We start from the raw sequence: 18,751 nt of genomic DNA, 5'->3' as shown, positions 1-18,751 counted from the left end.
GATCAGGGTGCTGTGATCAGGCTTCGGTCGGCTCGCCGAGCAGGTTCCGGGTCAGGTTGGGGTCAACCTGGACACCCGGGCCCATCGTGGTCGAGAAGACCGTCTTCTTGATGTAGCGGCCCTTGGAGCTGGCCGGCTTGAGGCGGAGGATCTCCTCCAGAGCGGCGGTGTAGTTCTCCACCAGCTGCGCCTCGTCGAACGACGCCTTGCCGATGATGAAGTGCAGGTTCGCGTGCCGGTCGACCCGGAACTCGATCTTGCCGCCCTTGATGTCGGTCACGGCCTTCGCCACGTCCGGGGTGACCGTACCCGTCTTCGGGTTCGGCATCAGACCACGCGGGCCGAGGACGCGACCGAGCCGGCCGACCTTGCCCATCAGGTCCGGAGTGGCGACGACGGCGTCGAAGTCGAGCCAGCCGTCGGTCACCTTCTTGATCATGTCGTCGTCGCCGACGAAGTCGGCGCCGGCAGCCTTCGCGGCCTCGGCCTTGTCACCGGTGGCGAAGACGAGGACCCGTGCCGTCTTGCCGGTACCGTGCGGAAGGTTGACGGTGCCACGCACCATCTGGTCGGCCTTGCGAGGGTCGACCCCGAGACGCATCGCCACGTCAACGGTGGAGTTGAACTTCTTGCTGCCGGCGGCCTCCTTGGCCATCCGGACCGCCTCGAGCGGGGTGTACAGGTGATCGAAGTCGATCTTCTCCGCGGCGGCGCGGTACGCCTTGCTGCGCTGTGCCATTACTGCTGTCCTCTCTGGGGTGTGGTCTCCCGGGCGGCGCTTCGCCCTGCCACAACTACTGAAAAGTGCTGAGTGGGTACGACGGCTCAGCCGTCGATCGTGACGCCCATCGAGCGCGCGGTGCCCTCGATGATCTTCATCGCGGCGTCGATGTCCCGCGCGTTGAGGTCGGGCATCTTGGTGGTCGCGATCTCGCGCACCTGGTCCTTGGTGATCTTGCCGACCTTGTCGCGCTGCGGCACGGCCGACCCCTTCTGCAGACCGGCGGCCTTCTTGATCATCTCCGGCGCCGGCGGCGTCTTGGTGACGAACGTGAAGGAACGGTCTTCGTAGATCGTGATCTCGACCGGTACGACGTTGCCGCGCATGGACTCCGTCTGGGCGTTGTACGCCTTGCAGAACTCCATGATGTTGACGCCGTGCGGACCGAGCGCGGTACCGACCGGCGGGGCCGGCGTCGCGGCACCGGCCTGGAGCTGCACCTTGACCAGTGCAGCGATCTTCTTCTTGGGAGGCATTCTGTCGGGTCCTTAGACTTTCTGGATCTGGTTGAAGCTGAGTTCCACCGGGGTCTCCCGGCCGAAGATCTCAACCAGGGCCTTGATCCGCTGGGCCTCGGCGTTGATCTCCGTGACTGTGGCGTGCAGGGTCGCGAACGGCCCGTCGACCACCATGACCGAGTCACCGACACCGAAGTCGGCGACCTCGACCTTCTTCTTGGCCGCGGTCTTGGCGGGTGCGGCGCCGGCTTCGGCAGCCGCCGCTTCGGCCGCCGCCACGACGGCCGGAGCAAGCATCTTCTCCACCTCTTCGAGGCTGAGCGGGACGGGCTTCTGGCTGTTCCCGACGAAGCCGGTCACCGACGGCGTGTGCCGCACGGTCGACCAGGACTCGTCGGTCAGGTCCATCCGGACCAGCACGTAGCCGGGGAGCACAGTGCGCTTCACCATCCGGCGCTGCCCGTTCTTGATCTCGGCGACCTCTTCGGTCGGCACGATGATCTCGAAGATGTAGTCCTCCATGTTCAGGGAGTTGATCCGGTTCTCCAGGTTGCCCTTGACCCGGTTCTCCATCCCTGAGTACGTGTGCACCACGTACCAGTCACCGATCTGCGAACGCAGCCGGCTGCGCAGCTCCTCGAGCGGGTCGCCCGGCTCCTCCGGCTCGGGCTCCGCCTCGACGGCCGCCACAGCGTCCTCGTCGACAGCAGCGTCCTCGGAGTCCTCGGAGTCCTCAGCGTCCGCGCCGCTCGAGAACACGACCGCGTCCGCCTCGGCCGGCGCCTCGGTGGTGTCCTCCGGCGCGGTCTCGGCGGTCTCCTCAGCGAGCTCCTCGGTGGCGTCCTCGACGTCCTCCTCGGTCACGACCTCGGGCTCCTCGGCCTCGTCGGCCGCCGCGACCACCACCACCGGCTCGTCGTCGGAGTCGTCCGCGTCCGCCGGCGGCTCCTCGGAGTCGTCGTCCGCGGCGTACTCGGCGTCGTCGGTGGCGTCGTCGTCATCGTCGTCGTCGGCACCGAAGAGGTCATCGTCGGTGTCGTTCTCGTCGAACTCGAGATCGTCGTCGGAGTCGGATACGTCGAACTCGTCCTCGAGCTCGAGGACCTCGTCGTCGCGATCGGACACGTCGTACTCCGTCATCTGTGGATCGGGGGTGGTCTGGCTTGCGGTCGGGCGCGGGCCCGGGACCTGCGGCGAAGGGCGGGTGGCGAACCTCAGCCGAAGATCTTGAACATCGCCCAGCCGAAGGCGAGGTCGAGGACCGAGACGATCGCGATGACGAACACCACGAAGGTCAGCACGACCACGAAGTAGGTGGACAGCTGCTTGCGCGTCGGCCAGACGACCTTACGGAGCTCGGCGACCACCTGGCGGTAGAAGCGCAGCAGGCCTCGGCCTTGCTTGCCTTCCGCCGGCTTGCCGGCGCCGGACGGTGCCGGGGTGCGCGTCTCCGTCACGACCTACCTCTTTCGCTAGCGGCGGCCTGACCGGCCCTGCGCCGGTCAGGATTTGCAGGGCACGAGGGACTTGAACCCCCAACCTTCGGTTTTGGAGACCGATGCTCTGCCAGTTGAGCTAGTGCCCTCTGCAATCCATCCGGACGCCGCGTTCGGACCTGATCTCGGGCATGCCGGATCAGGGCCACCAACGCCCGGACTAGAAGAGTGTACGGGGTCCGAGCCACCTGGTCGAACTCAGCCCTGCTGGGCGTCCTTCGTCCTGGCCCTGCCCGTACAACCCCCCAGGACCGATTTCTCGGCAGGGCGCCGCACCGCGGTCAGAACCATACAGCCTCCACCGGTTCCCAACGGACCACACCCCCTGCGTGTTCCCCGGCCGGCCTTTGCAGCCTCGTCGAATACCGGTACGCCCGGTAATCGGCCGGCGCCGGCCGGACAAGTGAGGAGTATGAGAACTCTTCGCATGGTGACCGGAGTGGGGTTGCTGGGGGCCGCGGTCGGTCTGCCGACAGTGCCGGCCGACTCGGCGCCGCCACCTGTTCCGGTAGCCAACTCGCCACACACCATCACCCTGATCACCGGGGACAAGGTGCAGACCTCACCGGACCTCCGGCAGGTCCGTTTCCTACCCGGCCCAGGACGCCACAGCGTCCGCTTCAGCATCCGTCGGCACGGCGACGACGTGACGGTCGTCCCGAGCGACGCTGCCGGTCTGATCGCTTCCGGCAAGCTCGACAGCCGCCTGTTCGAGCTGCGACAGCTGATGCGGTACGACGACAGCCGCAGTACGGCGCTGCCGCTCATCGTCACGTACTCCGGCTCGCCCGCCAACCTGCGGTCCTTCGGCGCGACGGTGCGCCCGCTGGCCGCGATCAACGGCGCAGCAACGCGACTGCCCAAGTCCCAGGCGGCTGGTCTGTACGGCGAGCTGACCGCGGCGCACTCACCGATCAAGAAGGTCTGGCTGGACGGTCTACGCAAGCCGCCGCTCGACCAGAGCACCGCACAGATCGGTGCGCCGGCCGCATGGGCCGCTGGACTCACCGGCAAAGGCGTGAAGGTCGCCGTACTCGACTCCGGTGTCGACGCAACGCATCCGGACTTCAAGGACCGGCTGACTGCTGCTGACTTCACTGGTGAGGGCCTGGTCGACAACGTGGGGCACGGTACCCACGTTGCCTCGATCGCGGCCGGCTCCGGCGCCGCGTCGGACGGAAAGTACCGCGGGGTCGCGCCGGACGCGCAGATCCTGGCGGGCAAGGTGTGTACGCCGGATGGCTGCCCGGACTCGGCGATGCTTGCCGGGATGGATTGGGCGGTGCAGCAAGGCGCCCGCATCGTCAACGTCAGCCTCGGTGGCGCTGATAGGCCCGACGAGGACCCGGTCGAGGCTGCGGTCCGCACTCTCAGCGCGGCCCACGGCACGCTCTTCGTGATCGCTGCCGGCAACGAGGGGCCCGGTGCCTACTCGGTCGACTCGCCCGGAAGCTCTCCGGCCGCACTGACCGTCGGCGCGGTCGACCGCACCGACCAGATGGCCGACACCTCGAGCCGTGGGCCGACTGTGGGCGATGGACCGGTCAAGCCGGACGTCACCGCGCCCGGTGTAGGCATCGTGGCCGCCAAGTCGGCTGAGTCGACGATCGGTGAGCCCGTGGGTACGTCGTACCTGCGTCTGAGCGGTACGTCGATGGCCACGCCGCACGTGACCGGTGCGGCCGCGTTGCTCGCGCAGGAGCACCCGGATTGGACCGGCGGACAGCTGAAAGCCGCGTTGATGGAGTCAGCGCACAGCGTGTCCGGCGTACCGCTGCTGGCGCAAGGCACTGGTCGCATCGACGTCGCTGCTGCCATCAAGCTGAAGGTGCTCGCCGACACCAGCGCAATCGGCTTCGCTGCCCAGCAGTGGCCGCACACCGACGACAAGCCGGAGGCCAAGACCGTCACCTACACCAACGACGGCGACGCTCCAGTGCAGCTCAGTCTCGCCACCAGCTTCAACGGACCGGACGGCAAGCCGGCGCCTGCCGGTGCGCTGCAGCTGAGTACGTCGTCGCTCGCAGTACCGGCCCACGGCGCCGCACAGGTCGTTGTCACGTCGAACACGAACCACACCGGCCCAGCCGGTCAGTACACCGGCACGCTGACTGCGACGCCGGCTTCGGGCAGCCCGTTGACCACCACACTCGCAGTACGCACCGAACAGGAGAGCTACAACCTCACCATCAAGCACCTGGACCGGGCAGGGAAGCCGACGACGGACTACTACGACTTCCTGCCTGACCGTGACGCGACAGACGGCCACGACAACACACAGATGTTCCTGCGGGGCGATGAGAACGGTGTCCTGCGGATCCGGCTCCCCAAGGGCCGCTACCTGCTGGAGTCGGTCTTCGGGCTGGCCGACGACGCCAAGGAAAGCAGCGACCTGGTCCTGCCGAAGCTCGACCTGACCGCGGACCGGACGTTCACCGTGGACGCGCGGGAGGCTCGCCCGCTGAAGGTCAGCGTCCCGGAGCCGGGCGCCCGACGCGGCTCTCTCATCAGCTCCTACGAGCTGGTGACGCCGATCAGCAACTACGGCGGCGGCATCGGCACGTTCGCCGAGGACGGGCAGCTGTACACCGGACAGCTGGGGCCGACCGTGCCTGGCCTGACCGGCAACCTGGTCGCCGACTTCGCCACGGTCTTGCCGGACGAGGGCGGGACGGTGCATGACAGCCCGGTGGTCTATCAGCTCAACTGGTCCAAGCTGGACGGGTACTTCAACGGGTTCACGAAGGCTGTCCGCGACGACGAGCTGACCACGCTCCGCCCGAAGCTGGTGGCCGGCGCTGCGGGAAGCGGGGCGGTCTGGTACGCCTGGCGCATCAGTCCCCGGATCAACATCGATTTCCCGCTGTCCTACTTGTACACGACGCTTCCGTACACCCCGACGATCCGGATGACGGTGGCGGACGACTTCACCTGGTCGCCACGCGTGGCCTACTCCGCGCCGGGCAGCGGTACGCCGGCGCTCCGCCTGAGCTCCGTCGCTGTCAGCTGCCGTGCGGGACGGTCCTGCGTCGACGTCTGGGGGCAGGCCGTGCTGACGCCAGTAGTGCCTGATGCTCGCGTCGCCGGCTTCGGCACTATCCCCGGTACCAACCTCACCGACCTGTCCCGCACCGGCGACAAGGTCGTGCTGTCTGCCGGCGGGGCCGACGCAGCAGGTCACGTGGGCTACGCCGCCGGCAGCGGCACATTCACGCTGACACCGGACGGTGGTACGCCGGTGGAGGTACCGAACGACGGCTCGGGTACGTCGGTCGACATGCCGACGAGCGAGGCGGCGTACCAGCTGTCGCTGGCTACCGACGGCGCCGCGGCCCTGGGGGTGTCGACCAAGTCGTTGACTACCTGGCGCTTCAAGTCGGGTACGACGACAGCGAAGACTGCGTTGCCGTTGTGGACCGTTCAATACCGGCCGGTGGTCGACCTGACCAACACCACGCGGAGCCTGGTGCTTCCGCTCCAGGTGCAGCCGGTCATCGGAGCCAAGGTCGGGCGATTGGCGACCGTGGGGCTGCAGACGTCGACCGATGATGGTCAGACCTGGCAGGCGGCCACGGTCCGGCGCGTTGGCGACGGGCGGTACGTCGCGGTGGTCGCGGCGGGTGCCGGAGCGGTTTCACTGAAGACCACGGCTGCGGACTCCGCTGGGAACAAGGTCGAGCAGGTCATCTCGCACGCGTACAACCTGTCTCGTTGATTGCTGAGCCCCCACCCACCCGGATTTCGCCGGGCGGGTGGGGGCTCGGTAACCTTCGGTAATGACGCAGCGGGATCTGCGGGTGCTGCCGAAGACACACCTGCATCTGCACTTCTCCGGGTCCATGCGGCACCTGACCCTGGTCGAGCTCGCCGACACGCACGGCGTGCGGCTGCCTGATGCGTTGCGTACCGAGTGGCCGCCGGACCTGTCGGCGGCGGACGAGCGGGGCTGGTTCCGCTTCCAGCGGCTGTACGACATCGCCCGCTCGGTGCTGCGGACCGAGGACGACGTACGGCGTCTCGTCCGGGAGGCGGCAGAGGACGACCGTGCGGACGGGTCGCGCTGGCTGGAGATCCAGGTGGACCCGTCCGGGTACGCGAACCGCTTCCACGGGATCACCGAGTTCACGGACCTCGTGCTCGACGCCGCGCGGGACGCGGCGGCTTCGACCGGCATCGCCGTCCAGGTGATCATCGCGGCGAACCGGACCCGGCACCCGCTGGACGCGCGCACGCTGGCTCGACTGGCCGCGCAGTACGTCGGGCGTGGGGTGGTCGGCTTCGGCCTGTCGAACGACGAGCGGCGCGGGACGACGTCGGAGTTCGCACCGGCCTTCCGGATCGCTCGGCATGCCGGTCTGCTCGCCGCGCCGCACGGTGGCGAGCTGTGTGGGCCGGCGACCGTCCGCACCTGCCTCGACGAGCTCGGTGCGGGACGGATCGGCCACGGTGTGCGCTCTGTCGAGGACCCTGACGTGTTGAAGCGGGTCGTCGACGCGCAGATCGCGCTCGAGGTGTGCCCCGCTTCCAACGTCTCCCTCGGCGTCTACCGCAGCGCCGAGGACGTTCCGCTGCGCCAACTCTACGAAGCCGGCGCCCGCATCGCGCTAGGCGCCGACGACCCCCTGCTCTTCGGCTCCCGCCTGGCCGAACAGTACGAAACAGCCCGCGCGGTTCACGGCTTCACCGATCCCGAGCTGGCCGACCTCGCCCGCGGCTCGGTCCTCGCCTCCACCGCCCCACCCGACCTCCAGCAGTCCCTTCTCACCGAGATAGACCAATGGCTGGGCACCCCGGCCGCAGTACCTGCGTAACCGTCGCCTCTCGGGCGTCCGGGGTGGGCAGAATAAGTGCGCAATGGGTTCCGGTTCGGGGCATTGTCCGGGCCTGGGGAGCGGACCTAACTTTGCTTGCATGACGCCGACGAAGATCCTGCTGCCAGAGGACGAGCTGCCGACCCGGTGGTACAACGTGCTGCACGATCTGCCCACCCCGCCACCGCCCGTGCTGCACCCGGGCACAGGGCAACCAATCGGGCCGGACGACCTGACCCCGTTGTTCCCGATGGACCTGATCCTGCAGGAGGTCTCGCAGGATCAGTACGTCGATATCCCGGGCGAGGTGCTCGACGTGTACCGGTTGTGGCGGCCGAGTCCGCTCTACCGGGCGCATCGGCTGGAGAAGGCGCTCGATACGCCGGCGCGGATCTACTACAAGTACGAGGGGGTGTCGCCGGCCGGTTCGCACAAGCCGAACACCGCCGTCCCACAGGCCTACTACAACGCGAAGTCCGGCGTCCGGAAGCTGACGACCGAGACGGGCGCCGGGCAGTGGGGTACTGCGCTCGCCTTCGCCTGCGCGCAGTTCGGGTTGGAATGCGAGGTCTGGCAGGTGCGGGCGTCGTACGACCAGAAGCCGTACCGGCGGACGATGATGGAGGTCTTCGGCGCAACCGCGCACGCGAGCCCGTCCGAGCTGACCGAGGCGGGGCGGAAGATCCTGGCCGGCGATCCGGACTCCACCGGCTCGCTCGGGATCGCGATCAGCGAGGCGGTCGAGGCAGCGGTTCATGATCCCGACGTCCACTACGCGCTCGGGTCGGTGCTCAACCACGTGCTGATGCACCAGACGATCATCGGTGAGGAGGCGCTGATCCAGCTCGCCATGGTGGGCGAGACACCTGACCTGCTCGTCGGCTGCACGGGCGGCGGGTCAAACTTCGGCGGCCTGGCGTTCCCGTTCCTGCGCGAGAAGTGGGCCGGGCGGATGTCGCCGGTCGTGCGCGCGGTCGAGCCGGCCGCGTGCCCGTCACTGACCCAGGGCACCTACGCGTACGACTTCGGCGACACGATCGGCATGACGCCGCTGATGAAGATGCACACCCTCGGGCACGACTTCGTCCCCGACCCGATCCACGCCGGCGGCCTCCGGTACCACGGTATGAACCCGCTGATCAGCCACCTCTACGAAACCGGCGAGATCGAGGCCGTCGCCAAGCCACAGTCCGAGTGCTTCGCCGCCGGCCTCCAGTTCGCCCGCACCGAAGGGATCGTCCCCGCCCCCGAACCCACCCACGCCCTGGCCGCCGCCATCGAAGAAGCCCAACACTGCAAGGAGACCGGCGAAGAGAAAGTCATCCTCACCGCCCTCTGCGGCCACGGCCACCTGGACCTGGCCGCCTACGACGCCTACCTCACCGGCACCATGACGGACCGAGCCTGGTCCGACACCGAAATCCAATCCGCCGTCGCAGACGCCCTTTCCCACCTGCCAGCCGTCAACTAACCCCGGAAAGGTTTAGCTGCCACCTCGTTTCCACCAAGGCTTGGGGCGCTTGGGGATTGCTGTCAGCCAGTCCGCTGGGATGGTCCAGTCGCGGGCGGTCAGCGCGGCGAAGTACTCGGCCTTGAGAGAGTCGGGAAGCCAGTAGGTGGCTTTGTGCGGAGCCACCGCCTCGAAGTACGTCGTGCGCTGGCGGCGGCTCCACACCGTCGCCTGCGCCGAGCAGTACGCGAGCCGCACGTAGTCCCACCGCGCCTGCTCGTCCGCCATGTCGAACCCGCGCTTGGCCACGCGTTCATTTCCCAGCGGCTCCCGTTCGATCTCCTCGATCAGCCCCAGCACAACCCCCCGGTCATCCGTCATCTCCTCCGGCAACCGCAACCCCACCGGATCCAGCTCCACCACCCCCAACCGCTCCCCCGCCACCTGAAGGAAAACCTCAAGCAACGCAAAAGCCTCCTCAGCCCGCCCGAACCGCGCCAACTCGGCGTGCAACGTGGTCACCGCTTCCTCGGCCATTCGCCTACCCTAAAAGGCCGCGATCCCGGCCGCGGCGCGCCATCTGCCCCGGATCTGCCCCGAGCTGCCCGCTGCTGCCCCACCTGTTCACGCTCAGCGAGCACCTCCCTGGCTCCAGATCTGCCCGAATCGGGCCTCCAGCGCATCGATCAGGGCCTGGAAAGCCCTTCCACAGCAGAAAATCCGGGGCATCCCGGGGCATCGTGGGGCAGCTCGGGGCAGATCATCCACAGCCCCCACGATCGGCGTCGCGGAGGGTGTTCGCGCACCTACAGTTACCGGCATGCCAGAGCCCAACGAACTTCTGCGAGCGGCCAGGGAGCGCACGCCATCGCGGCGCACACCCGGCGAGCAGATGTCCCGGGCCGAGCTCGCGGACGCGGTCTGCGACTGGCTGTGGGCGACCTCCGAGACGAAGTACGAGCTCGACGGGCACTACATCGCCAAGATGGAACGTGGCGCCGTGCGTTGGCCCGGCGCCGCCTACCGCTCCGGCCTGCGCGCCGTCCTCAACGTTCCGCACGACAGCGCACTGGGTTTCGTACCGCCTGGCGGCCCAGGTGTGTTCGATCCGGAGCCCGGGGTCAGCTCGGTCATCGACCTCGAGGACGATCTGGTGCAGGCAGGCGACGAGTCCGTGGCCCAGCTCGCCCTCGTCGAGGAGTCGAACGTCAGCGAGCTCACCGTCGAGCAGCTGCAGGCCGACCTCCTCCGGATCAGCGAGAACTACCTGCGCACCGCGACCAAACCGCTCTACATGCGCAGCCGCGCCATCCGCGACCGGGCGTTCCGCCTGCTCGCCGGACGACAGCAGCCGAACCAGACGCGCGACCTGTACTCCGCCGCCGGCTGGGCGCTCACCCTGCTTGCCTGGATCTCGGTCGACCTCGGGCGTCCGGACGTCGCGGAGAATCACGCCCGGACCGCCTGGGCGTGCGCCGAGGCGGCTGACAGTCACCATCTCCGGGCCTGGGTACGCGCCACTCAGCACACGGCGGCCTTCTGGCAGGACGACTTCGAGCACGCGGCGACGTACGCCGAGGACGGGCTTCGCTATGCCGTCGGCAGCTCCAGCCTCTTCCTGTCGAGCGTGAATGCAGTCGACCTCGCCCGCTCCGGCCGGCACGCGGAGGCGCGTGAGGCGTTGGTGATCGCCAAGCGCAGCAGGGTGCACACCTCCGTCACCGAGTTCGGTGGGCCGTTCCTCTGTACTCCGGAGCGGGCCGAGGGCATCTGGTCCGACGCCCATCTGGCCCTGGGCGAGGCCGAGCTCACCCTCGATCACGCCGACCGGGGCATCTCCCTCTTCGAAGCGACGCCGCATGCGGCCCGGAACTTCGGCTCCGAACGCATGGTCAGGCTCCAGCAGGCGAAAGCCCTGCTGTCCTTGGGCGAGCTCGACGGTGCCACCGAGGCCGTCGCGGTCGTCCTGAACACCCCGGTCGAGTACCGGGTCCGCCCACTGATTCATCGGATCAGCGAGGTTGCCGCCCTCACCCGGATGAGCAAACACGCGAAGGACCCGGAGGCGCGCGCCCTGCACGACGCCGTCCGCGCCTTTACCCGCCACCCGGCCAGCAGGACCAACCCAACGCCGGAAAGGACCGTCAATGTTCGACCCAGCTCCTGAGCACTGGTCCGCGCGAGCAGGCTTGCGACCCGGTCGATCCTTCTACTCCTGGCACATCGACTTCGCTGCCGCACCGCAGATCGTGGCGCTGCACGCGTCGTACGCCGATCTGCTGCACCGACTGCCCGATTTCACCCCGATGCCGCTGCAGCGGATGTTCCTCGACGTCCAAGGCATCGGCTTCGCCGACCGGGTGCCGGATCAGGATCTGGCCGGCATCGTCGAGGCAACGCGTCGCCGGCTCACCGATCTCGGCGCCATTCCGGTGACGGTCGGCCCTGCCGTCCTGCGGAAGGAGTCGATCCAGCTCCCGGTCCGCCCGGTCGCCCCACTGCAGCACCTTCGCGAGCTCACTCAGGCCGCCATCGTCGATGTCTGGGGCGACGACGCGATTCCGGAGCGCCCTGACCTCGACCCACACCTCACCCTTGCCTACAGCAACAACATCACCGGCACGGCCGCGGTGCCGCTGCAGCTGCCGGCCCATTCCCCCTACTCGACCGCGCTGTCGATCAGCGCAGTCACGCTGCTCTCGATCACCTACACCGGTCAGGTCTACGAGTGGACGCCGAGCCTCACGCTGGCCTGGTGAAGGCGCCGGCCGTCCAGAGTTCCGTCGTCGAGCCACTCGTCGCCTCGCAGCGTGCGGTGGCTGCCCCGGTGGTACTCCGAAAGCATGCAGGGGCGGGCCGACGGCTCATGTACGGCGTCGCACCTCTGCCCGCTGAGTCGCCTGAGCGCCGCGGCGAACTCCTCCCACTCGTCTCTGGTGGCCCCGAGGTCCTTGACCAGGGCTGCCAGCCGCTCGGCATCCGGCAGCCGGCGCGCGATCACCCAGTCGTGCACTGTCGTCTTCGGAACACCTCCGCGATCCGCGATCTGCCGTACGGACGTGTAGCCTGCCCTGCTCCCGAGCTCGAGCAGTGCGAGGCCCAGCTCGCGCTTCGTCGACACCATGCGGAGCTTGGTCACCAGCGAGTCCGGCCAGGACAGCTGTGCCTTGGCGCGCTGCCACTGCTCCTGGATCTCCGACCAGAACTCGGCATCCGGCTGCAGGCTCCCGCGGACCTGACCTTTGCGCCGCCGCTCGGCCTGGCGGGTGATGTCCCACAGCGTCGACCAGACGAGCAGCTTGTCGCCGCTGACACCGCACCGGCGCAGGAACTCGACCGTCAGCTGCCAGGTCGGTTGCGTCTTGCCCTGCTCGGCGCAAACGACCCTGCTGTGGTGATGACGGATCGCCCGACCGAGCGCCCGGACGGTCAGGCCGGCCTCCCAGCGGACCTCGGCCAGCATCCCCGCGAACTCCGACAGGTAGAACTCGGGCGCTACGGCCGATTTCACGGTGGTCGTCACCGCGACCGCCGCGGGGCATCGATGCCACACCGCGCGGTCACGACCCGGCCGGAGGCCACCGCGGCCGTCAACAATGCAGCGACCGCGGAGGTCGCCGAACCCAGGTCCTGACCACGCCGGAGTAAGGTCAGGACGAAGGCGGCCGCGGCGAGGAAGACCACAGCACGGATGATGACGATGATGATCACCACCGCAGGCACCGGACGGTACGGCGGCTGGGTGGTGTGGCGAGTCCGGGACATCTCACTCCTTCCAAATGCACGTGCAGATGCACGTGAATTCTCTTGGCGGAGAGCAACATAATCGGCACGGACAGCACCGGACAAGCGTCACCGGGCACCCGTGGTGCGACTTTCGGCAATCTGGTGCGGGGCGTGGTGCGCGACACCGACGCTGACCTGCAGAAACCTCAGCCGGGCTGTCCCATCGCCGTCCGGAGTCCCTTACCCCGTGCTTGACAAGCCTTCGACGACTCCGTTGACCACCCAAGGAAGGCTCCGCCTGCTGACGCCGGGGAGCACGACATCCGCAGCAGAGGGACGCTCAGAGGGAGCAGTTCACCAAGACTGGTTCGTTGGTGAGGGTGATGCCGAAGGCTTGTTGTACCTGGTTGCGGACGTGGGTTGCGAGGGTGAGGAGTTCTTTGGTCGTGGCTTGGCCGCGGTTGGTGAGCGCGAGGGTGTGTTTGGTGGAGACGGCGGCGTTGCCGATGGTGAAGCCCTTGCTGACGCCGGCGTGTTCGATGAGCCAGGCGGCGCTGGTCTTGACTCGGCCATCCGGCTGGGGCCATTGGGGAGCGCCGGCCGGGACCTCGGCAGGGGTGTCGAGGATGGGGTTGGTGAAGAAGGAGCCGGCGCTCCAGGTGTCGTGGTCGGCGGGGTCGAGGACCATGCCTTTGCTCCGGCGCAACCCCAGGACCGCCTCGCGGACCTCGGTCATCGGGGCACGGGAGCCTGGCTCGACGTCGAGGACGCGGGCGAGCTCGGCGTACCCGATCGGCGCGGAGAGGTCGCCCAGCCGGAGCTGGAAGGCAACGGCGAGGACGACGTACCGCGAGGGGTCGGCCTTGAAGCGGGAGTTGCGGTAGCTGAAGCCGCAGTCGGCCGCGAACAAGGTGCGAACCTCACCGAGCTCCCGGTCCCAGACGCGGACGGACGCGATCGTCTCCGCGACCTCGTGTCCGTACGCACCGACGTTCTGCACGGGAGTCGAGCCGGTGAGGCCGGGGATTCCGGACATCGACTCGAGACCACTCCACTCGGAAGCGATCGCGTGCTGTACGACGCCGTCCCAGTCCTCGCCGGCGGCGATGTGGACCATCGCACCGGAGCACATGTCGGCGTCGACCCGGATCCCGGAGGTGGCGATCTTCACCACGGTCCCGCGGAAGCCTTCGTCGCCGATGACGACGTTGCTGCCGCCGGACAGCAGCAGGACCGGTTCGCCGGCGGCGTCGGCGTCACGGACGGCGGTGATCAGGTCGTCCTCGGTGGACACCTCGACGAACTTGTCGGCCAGGCCGCCGATCCGCAGCGTGGTGTAGTCGGCCAGCGACACGTGCGTTTTCACTGGACGCGCACGACCGCCCTGGCCCGGCCGAGCACCTTCTCCTCGCCGGCGACCGCCGTGATGTCGATCTCGGCCCGCCCGTCCGCGACCTTGTCGACCCGCGCCGAGAACGTCACGCTCGCGCCCTTGTCGTCATCGGGTACGACGACCGGCTTGGTGAACCGGACGCCGTACTCGACCAGGTCGGCCGGGTCGTCGATCCAGTCCGTCACCACCCGGACCGCGGACGCCATCGTGAGCATGCCGTGCGCGATCACACCGGGCAGCCCGAGCGCGCCGGCCATCCGGTCGCTCCAGTGGATCGGGTTGAAGTCACCGCTGGCACCGGCGTACCGGACCAGGTCCTCGCGCCGCAGCGTCACAGTCAGCGGCGGAAGCTCATTGCCCACGGCCGCGGGCTTCATGCCGAAGCCCGGTTGTGCGAGATGGTCGACGTCGAGGTGGCGATCGGTTCGCCGTCGACGGTGCTCAGGGCGGTCTCGTACATGATCACCTCGACGTCACCGGCCTTGCGCACGGTGGTGATGGTGGCGGTCGCGGCGATGTCGTCGCCGGCCTTGATCGGGCGGGTGTAAGTGAACTTCTGCGCGCCGTGGACGATCCGGTCCAGCCGGAGGCCGAGCTCCTCGTCGGTCAGCAACTGCTCGAGCGCGCGGCTGCCGAGCATGAACGCGAAGGTCGGCGGCGCGACCGCGTCGTCACCCCGGTACGCCGGGTTCGGGTCGCCGATCGCGTCGGCGAACTCGCGGATCTTCTCCCGGCCGACCTGGTAGGACTCGGCGGCCGTGTAGCTGCGGCCGACCATCGTGGCGTCGATCGTCATATCCGCAGAGCCTACTGGCAGACTGTGCGCCGGGAAGCCGCCGCCCTTGGTCCGACTGGAAGGTTGAACGTGACGGCAGTGGCTGCGCTGGCGAACTACGCCCCGAGATATCAGCTGCAGATCGGTGCGCCGGAAGGCGACGAGTGGCTGCGGGTGGACCGGATCCTGGAGCCGGACGGTCCCGAGCTGACCGAGTTGCTCAAGCGCGACGACGAGGCGAGCTGTCACCGGACCGCGCATGCCAACGCGCTCAGCATGATCTCCTTCTACGCCGGCCGCGCAACCGCCACGGCGCTGCTGCTCTGGGCGCTCGAAGGCCACGTCCTCGACGTACGCCCGCACAACCTCTGGCTCCGACCGCACGTCGGCCATGGGATCGCGGCTGTGGCTGTACGGTCGGCCGACTTCCTCCCGGGCGGCCTCGAGACGCTTCACGACGTCGTACTGCGGCAGCACCTCCTCCCGCTCGCCGGGGAGCTGCACCGCCGGACGCGGGCCGGACTGCGACAGGTGTACGGCGGGGTCGCGGCGGGCTGCGCGATGGGGTTCTGCGCGGCCACGCGCGAGGAGGTGACGGTGAACGCCGAGTTCCTGCTCGATCGCTGGGAGACGTTCATCGCCAAGGCACCAGGCCGGCTCGCGCGGCTCGGCGACGTACAGCTCGCGGCCGGGAAGCTCGTCTATCTGCGGAACACCTGCTGCCTCTACTACACGAGCGAGGTCGGCAAGGGGACGGTCTGCGGCTCTTGCTGCCTGACGCCGCGTGACCAGCGCCTCACCGAGTACGAAGGCGGCCGCCCGATCCTCAGCGTCTAACCACGACACTGTGTAGACACGACGAAAGGGCCGCTTCGGTGATCCGAAGCGGCCCTCGCGAAGAAGTGCTGAGGTCAGCGGGTCTCGCGGTGGTCCGTGTGGTCGTTGCAACGGTGGCAGTACTTCTTCAGCTCAAGACGGTCCGGGTCGTTACGCCGGTTCTTCTTGGTGATGTAGTTCCGCTCCTTGCACACCGTGCACGCCAGCGTGATCTTCGGGCGAATGTCGGTTGACTTGGCCACTGCTGCCTCTTCTGTCAGGAGTGCGCAACTTGGGTGATCGCACTCTCGAGATACTGCGTCGGTGGTAGCGGGGGCGGGAGTCGAACCCGCGACACCACGATTATGAGCCGTGTGCTCTAACCACCTGAGCTACCCCGCCGCGTGAGTCCGGTATCCCACCCGGAGGTGGGACGCCGTGCTCAGAGCCCCTTTACGGAATCGAACCGTAGACCTTCTCCTTACCATGGAGACGCTCTGCCGACTGAGCTAAAGGGGCGGGCCGAGGAGAGAGATTACACGGTCCGTGGTCTCGATGGGAAATCGAGATGCACGCGCCTTGCAGGCCCCTCAGTCCGTCCCGGAAATCATACCGGTTCCGCGGAGTGCTCCCGACCAAATTTCGATGTCGAGAACCGTCGATCGGCTCCGTCATTCCAGTAGGACCTAGGAGAGGAGTACCGATGAGTGCACTACCACCGGTCGTGTCGGGTGACGAGTGGGAGAAGGCACGGGCCGAGCTGCTCGTGGCGGAGAAGGAGACGACCCGGACACTGGACCGGATCGCGGCACAGCGGCGACGGCTGCCGATGGTGCGGTTCGAGGAGTACACGTTCGCGGGGCCGGACGGTCCGGTGACGTTGCTGGACCTCTTCGGCGACCAGCAGCAACTGGCCCTCTACCAGTTCATGCACACCGGACCGGACCACTTCTGCCCGGGCTGCACCTACTTCACCAAGCAGGTGACAGACCTCAAGGGGCTGGCCCGGAACGGCGTCGCCTGGGCGACCGTTTCGGACATGCCACTCGACCAGATGGCCGGCTACTGGAAGCGGATGGGCTGGAACGTCCCGTTCGCCTCCTCAGCGGGTACGACGTTCTCCGCGGACTGCGGCGCGGGCGGCGGGTTCCTGCTGAACCTGTTCCTGCGGGACGGTGACACCGTCTACCGGACGTACTCGACCGGGCAGCGCGGCGTCGACCGGCTGCTGTTCGGCAACAACATCCTCGACCTCGCGCCGTACGGGCGGCAGGAGGACTGGGAGGACTCACCAGCCGGATGGCCGCAGCATCCGACGTACGGCTGAAACCCTTCTATATACAGGGCTCGAGGGACCGCGAAGCGCCAGTTTCGCCGTGATCCGCGTCACGCCCGGATTCAACTATCCGGGCGGGCGCGGCACGCCTGAGGTCGCACAGGGCGGCAGGGCGCGCTCACCGACGGTGTTCGTTTTCGTTCATCTTTTCGCAATCCGTGTTTGAGGGCTTCGTGACCTTCTCGTTATGGTCGATGAGCCGTCGTCCCCCCTCAACGACGGTCTACCCCTCCCTGGAAGGTTTCTCGTGCCCACTCACCAAGACGCGCCGGATGCAGATCGGCCGGCGTCACGTCGTCCCGGCGCACCGCGCCGGGTGGCAAAGCACCGCTCCTCCCGCCGAAGCTTCACCCGTCGTACTCAGCTCATCGGTCTGACGGCGGCGCTGGCCGCTGCGGCCGGTACCACCGCGGTCGGACTCACGTCGGACGCGGTCGGCTCGCAGGCGTCCGGGACCACCGGCCTGAGCCCCTCGCAGGCCGGCGCCCTGAGCTCTGCCCGGGTCGAGCGGCGTGACCTGGGGTCGCGGGACGCGTCCCGGATCGACCTGTCTCTCACGTCGACCAAGCAGGCACAGGCGACGAAGCTCGCACAGCAGCGGGCCGCTCGGCTCGCTGCCAACGCCACGTTGACGCAGCGCCGGGCACTTGCCCTAGCTGCGGCCAAGGCGGCGTCAGCACGCAAGGCGGCCGCTCAGGCCCGTGCACTCGCCGCAGCGAAGGCTGCCGCGATCGCCAAGGCCGCTGCGGCGCCGAAGATCGTGCTGCCGACCACCGGGTACCACCTGACCGCCCGCTTCAACCAGGCCGGCGGCCGCTGGGCCCACAACCACACCGGTCTGGACTTCGCTGCGCCCATGGGTACGCCGGTCCGCTCGGTGATGGCCGGCGAGGTCATCCAGGCCGACTTCGAAGGCGCGTACGGCCGCCAGGTCAAGGTGCGTCACGCCGACGGCACGGTCACGTCGTACAGCCACATGTCCGAGTTCGACGTCTCGGTCGGCGACCACGTCGAGGCCGGCTCGCAAGTAGGCGCCATCGGCATGACCGGCAACACCACCGGACCGCACGTCCACTTCGAGGTCCTCCCCGGCGGCGGCGCCCCCATCGACCCCGAGCCCTGGCTCCGGGAGCACGGCCTCAACCCGTAACAGCCCGTAACAGCTCAGTCCTGCAGCAGTTTCGCCATGGTGTAGTGACCGATCAGGACTCCGTCGATCAGGAACTCTGACGGGTGGGTGCCTTCGATGGTGTAGCCATGCTGTTTGTAGAGGGCGACCGCTGGGGCGTTGGTCATGTGGACGTGGAGCGTCAGTTTGCGCGCGCCTCGGCGGTGAGCCTCCGCCGTGGCCGCCTCCATCAGGGCGTTGGCCACTCCGCGGCGGCGAGCCGTCTCGGCGACGGCCAGGCCGTTGATGCCGAGGACGCCGGCGCCCTCGGGGAACTTGTACTTGTTCTCCAGACGGACGTAGCCGACCACCGCGCCGCCGTACTCGGCCACCAGGTGGGCGTCGGGGCCGGAGCGGGCGAAGAACGAGTCCTGCAAGGTCTCCTGGTACGACGGGAATCCGGACGACGCGTCCCACGCGGTCTTGTCGATCGCGAGCAGGGCGCCGTCGTCCTCCTCCACCGCTCGCCGGACGGTCACGCGCGGTGCTGCATCATCGGTCACCGAACCATCCTGACCCAGCAACAAGGTCAGCCGGCGCG

At 68.2% G+C, this 18,751-nt stretch carries 20 protein-coding genes and 3 tRNA genes; 8 read left to right on the top strand and 15 right to left on the bottom strand.

Annotated elements, in window-relative coordinates; genetic code table 11:
- Positions 1-16 precede the first annotated feature (16 nt).
- The 5 genes from rplA to AB0E69_RS03310 form a co-directional block, all read right to left on the bottom strand.
- On the bottom strand, positions 17-739 hold the full coding sequence (gene rplA / locus AB0E69_RS03330; RefSeq protein WP_360138765.1) for a 50S ribosomal protein L1: 723 nt from the start codon (positions 737-739) through the stop codon (positions 17-19).
- Positions 740-825: 86 nt separating this feature from the next.
- A complete protein-coding gene (gene rplK / locus AB0E69_RS03325) occupies positions 826-1,257 on the bottom strand; it encodes a 50S ribosomal protein L11 (RefSeq protein WP_141854886.1) in 432 nt (143 codons plus the stop codon).
- 12 nt (positions 1,258-1,269) lie between these two features.
- Positions 1,270-2,379 (bottom strand): transcription termination/antitermination protein NusG, encoded by a 1,110-nt coding sequence (gene nusG, locus AB0E69_RS03320; RefSeq protein ID WP_360138761.1) that lies wholly within the window; start codon positions 2,377-2,379, stop codon positions 1,270-1,272.
- 74 nt (positions 2,380-2,453) lie between these two features.
- On the bottom strand, positions 2,454-2,696 hold the full coding sequence (gene secE / locus AB0E69_RS03315; RefSeq protein ID WP_130384685.1) for a preprotein translocase subunit SecE: 243 nt from the start codon (positions 2,694-2,696) through the stop codon (positions 2,454-2,456).
- Between the two features lie 55 nt (positions 2,697-2,751).
- Positions 2,752-2,824 (bottom strand) — tRNA-Trp (locus AB0E69_RS03310).
- A gap of 323 nt (positions 2,825-3,147) precedes the next feature.
- Here AB0E69_RS03310 and AB0E69_RS03305 point away from each other — a divergent pair.
- The 3 genes from AB0E69_RS03305 to AB0E69_RS03295 all read left to right on the top strand — a co-directional run bounded on the left by AB0E69_RS03305 (position 3,148) and on the right by AB0E69_RS03295 (position 9,017).
- Complete coding sequence (locus tag AB0E69_RS03305; RefSeq protein ID WP_360138758.1) at positions 3,148-6,450, top strand: S8 family serine peptidase; 3,303 nt, start codon at positions 3,148-3,150, stop codon at positions 6,448-6,450.
- A 61-nt stretch (positions 6,451-6,511) separates the two neighbouring features.
- A complete protein-coding gene (locus tag AB0E69_RS03300; protein WP_360138755.1) occupies positions 6,512-7,546 on the top strand; it encodes an adenosine deaminase in 1,035 nt (344 codons plus the stop codon).
- A gap of 100 nt (positions 7,547-7,646) precedes the next feature.
- Entirely contained in the window at positions 7,647-9,017 is a 1,371-nt protein-coding gene (locus AB0E69_RS03295; protein WP_360138752.1) for a TrpB-like pyridoxal phosphate-dependent enzyme, read from the top strand.
- 12 nt (positions 9,018-9,029) lie between these two features.
- Here the strand turns inward: AB0E69_RS03295 and AB0E69_RS03290 are convergent, their stop codons facing one another.
- Positions 9,030-9,533 (bottom strand): hypothetical protein, encoded by a 504-nt coding sequence (locus tag AB0E69_RS03290; protein WP_360138749.1) that lies wholly within the window; start codon positions 9,531-9,533, stop codon positions 9,030-9,032.
- Positions 9,534-9,816: 283 nt separating this feature from the next.
- Between AB0E69_RS03290 and AB0E69_RS03285 the strand changes: the two genes are divergently transcribed.
- Positions 9,817-11,163, top strand: coding sequence for a hypothetical protein (locus AB0E69_RS03285; RefSeq protein WP_360138746.1), 1,347 nt, complete (start codon positions 9,817-9,819; stop codon positions 11,161-11,163).
- Positions 11,144-11,755: a hypothetical protein gene (locus tag AB0E69_RS03280; protein ID WP_360138743.1), complete on the top strand. Its 612-nt coding sequence runs from the start codon at positions 11,144-11,146 to the stop codon at positions 11,753-11,755. The genes AB0E69_RS03285 and AB0E69_RS03280 overlap by 20 nt, the downstream gene beginning before the upstream one ends.
- Here AB0E69_RS03280 and AB0E69_RS03275 read toward each other — a convergent pair.
- The 5 genes from AB0E69_RS03275 to AB0E69_RS03255 all read right to left on the bottom strand — a co-directional run bounded on the left by AB0E69_RS03275 (position 11,719) and on the right by AB0E69_RS03255 (position 14,911).
- Entirely contained in the window at positions 11,719-12,519 is an 801-nt protein-coding gene (locus AB0E69_RS03275; RefSeq protein ID WP_360138740.1) for a helix-turn-helix transcriptional regulator, read from the bottom strand. The two genes, AB0E69_RS03280 and AB0E69_RS03275, sit on opposite strands and share 37 nt — an antisense overlap.
- Complete coding sequence (locus AB0E69_RS03270) at positions 12,516-12,761, bottom strand: hypothetical protein (RefSeq protein ID WP_360138737.1); 246 nt, start codon at positions 12,759-12,761, stop codon at positions 12,516-12,518. Before AB0E69_RS03270 ends, AB0E69_RS03275 begins: the two co-directional genes overlap by 4 nt.
- Positions 12,762-13,062: 301 nt before the next feature.
- Positions 13,063-14,088 (bottom strand): UDP-N-acetylmuramate dehydrogenase, encoded by a 1,026-nt coding sequence (locus tag AB0E69_RS03265; protein WP_360138734.1) that lies wholly within the window; start codon positions 14,086-14,088, stop codon positions 13,063-13,065.
- Entirely contained in the window at positions 14,085-14,492 is a 408-nt protein-coding gene (locus AB0E69_RS03260; protein WP_360138731.1) for a MaoC family dehydratase, read from the bottom strand. The genes AB0E69_RS03265 and AB0E69_RS03260 overlap by 4 nt, the downstream gene beginning before the upstream one ends.
- Complete coding sequence (locus AB0E69_RS03255) at positions 14,489-14,911, bottom strand: MaoC family dehydratase N-terminal domain-containing protein (protein WP_360138728.1); 423 nt, start codon at positions 14,909-14,911, stop codon at positions 14,489-14,491. Before AB0E69_RS03255 ends, AB0E69_RS03260 begins: the two co-directional genes overlap by 4 nt.
- Positions 14,912-14,980: 69 nt before the next feature.
- Between AB0E69_RS03255 and AB0E69_RS03250 the strand changes: the two genes are divergently transcribed.
- Positions 14,981-15,727, top strand: coding sequence for a hypothetical protein (locus AB0E69_RS03250; RefSeq protein WP_360138725.1), 747 nt, complete (start codon positions 14,981-14,983; stop codon positions 15,725-15,727).
- Positions 15,728-15,801: 74 nt separating this feature from the next.
- Here AB0E69_RS03250 and rpmG read toward each other — a convergent pair whose 3' ends face one another.
- The 3 genes from rpmG to AB0E69_RS03235 form a co-directional block, all read right to left on the bottom strand.
- Positions 15,802-15,969 carry a 50S ribosomal protein L33 gene (rpmG, locus tag AB0E69_RS03245; RefSeq protein WP_130384703.1) on the bottom strand — a complete coding sequence of 56 codons (168 nt, stop codon included), beginning with the start codon at positions 15,967-15,969 and terminating at the stop codon, positions 15,802-15,804.
- Positions 15,970-16,031: 62 nt separating this feature from the next.
- Positions 16,032-16,108, bottom strand: a tRNA-Met gene (locus AB0E69_RS03240).
- A 44-nt stretch (positions 16,109-16,152) separates the two neighbouring features.
- Positions 16,153-16,225: transfer RNA gene (locus AB0E69_RS03235), tRNA-Thr, on the bottom strand.
- A gap of 184 nt (positions 16,226-16,409) precedes the next feature.
- Here AB0E69_RS03235 and AB0E69_RS03230 point away from each other — a divergent pair.
- Together AB0E69_RS03230 and AB0E69_RS03225 are read left to right on the top strand one after the other, a co-directional pair.
- A complete protein-coding gene (locus AB0E69_RS03230) occupies positions 16,410-17,033 on the top strand; it encodes a DUF899 family protein (protein WP_360138722.1) in 624 nt (207 codons plus the stop codon).
- Between the two features lie 256 nt (positions 17,034-17,289).
- Positions 17,290-18,192, top strand: coding sequence for a M23 family metallopeptidase (locus tag AB0E69_RS03225; protein ID WP_360138719.1), 903 nt, complete (start codon positions 17,290-17,292; stop codon positions 18,190-18,192).
- A gap of 14 nt (positions 18,193-18,206) precedes the next feature.
- Here the strand turns inward: AB0E69_RS03225 and AB0E69_RS03220 are convergent, their stop codons facing one another.
- Positions 18,207-18,713 (bottom strand): GNAT family N-acetyltransferase, encoded by a 507-nt coding sequence (locus tag AB0E69_RS03220; protein WP_360138716.1) that lies wholly within the window; start codon positions 18,711-18,713, stop codon positions 18,207-18,209.
- Between the last annotated feature and the right edge of the window lie 38 nt (positions 18,714-18,751).

This window comes from Kribbella sp. NPDC026611 (assembly GCF_040638345.1).
GTDB lineage: Bacteria > Actinomycetota > Actinomycetes > Propionibacteriales > Kribbellaceae > Kribbella.
Note: the sequence above shows the minus strand (reverse complement) of the source record. Positions and strands in the feature narration are given on the sequence as shown.

Bases quoted from the DNA above. Each gene is read 5' to 3' on its own strand.
- rplA (WP_360138765.1), bottom strand. From the start codon at position 739: ATGGCACAGCGCAGCAAGGCGTACCGCGCCGCCGCGGAGAAGATCGAC.
- AB0E69_RS03295 (WP_360138752.1), top strand. From the start codon at position 7,647: ATGACGCCGACGAAGATCCTGCTGCCAGAGGACGAGCTGCCGACCCGG.
- AB0E69_RS03260 (WP_360138731.1), bottom strand. From the start codon at position 14,492: ATGAAGCCCGCGGCCGTGGGCAATGAGCTTCCGCCGCTGACTGTGACG.
- AB0E69_RS03300 (WP_360138755.1), top strand. From the start codon at position 6,512: ATGACGCAGCGGGATCTGCGGGTGCTGCCGAAGACACACCTGCATCTG.
- AB0E69_RS03230 (WP_360138722.1), top strand. From the start codon at position 16,410: ATGAGTGCACTACCACCGGTCGTGTCGGGTGACGAGTGGGAGAAGGCA.
- AB0E69_RS03305 (WP_360138758.1), top strand. From the start codon at position 3,148: ATGAGAACTCTTCGCATGGTGACCGGAGTGGGGTTGCTGGGGGCCGCG.
- rplK (WP_141854886.1), bottom strand. From the start codon at position 1,257: ATGCCTCCCAAGAAGAAGATCGCTGCACTGGTCAAGGTGCAGCTCCAG.
- AB0E69_RS03285 (WP_360138746.1), top strand. From the start codon at position 9,817: ATGCCAGAGCCCAACGAACTTCTGCGAGCGGCCAGGGAGCGCACGCCA.
- AB0E69_RS03290 (WP_360138749.1), bottom strand. From the start codon at position 9,533: ATGGCCGAGGAAGCGGTGACCACGTTGCACGCCGAGTTGGCGCGGTTC.
- nusG (WP_360138761.1), bottom strand. From the start codon at position 2,379: ATGACGGAGTACGACGTGTCCGATCGCGACGACGAGGTCCTCGAGCTC.
- AB0E69_RS03255 (WP_360138728.1), bottom strand. From the start codon at position 14,911: ATGACGATCGACGCCACGATGGTCGGCCGCAGCTACACGGCCGCCGAG.
- AB0E69_RS03280 (WP_360138743.1), top strand. From the start codon at position 11,144: ATGTTCGACCCAGCTCCTGAGCACTGGTCCGCGCGAGCAGGCTTGCGA.
- AB0E69_RS03270 (WP_360138737.1), bottom strand. From the start codon at position 12,761: ATGTCCCGGACTCGCCACACCACCCAGCCGCCGTACCGTCCGGTGCCT.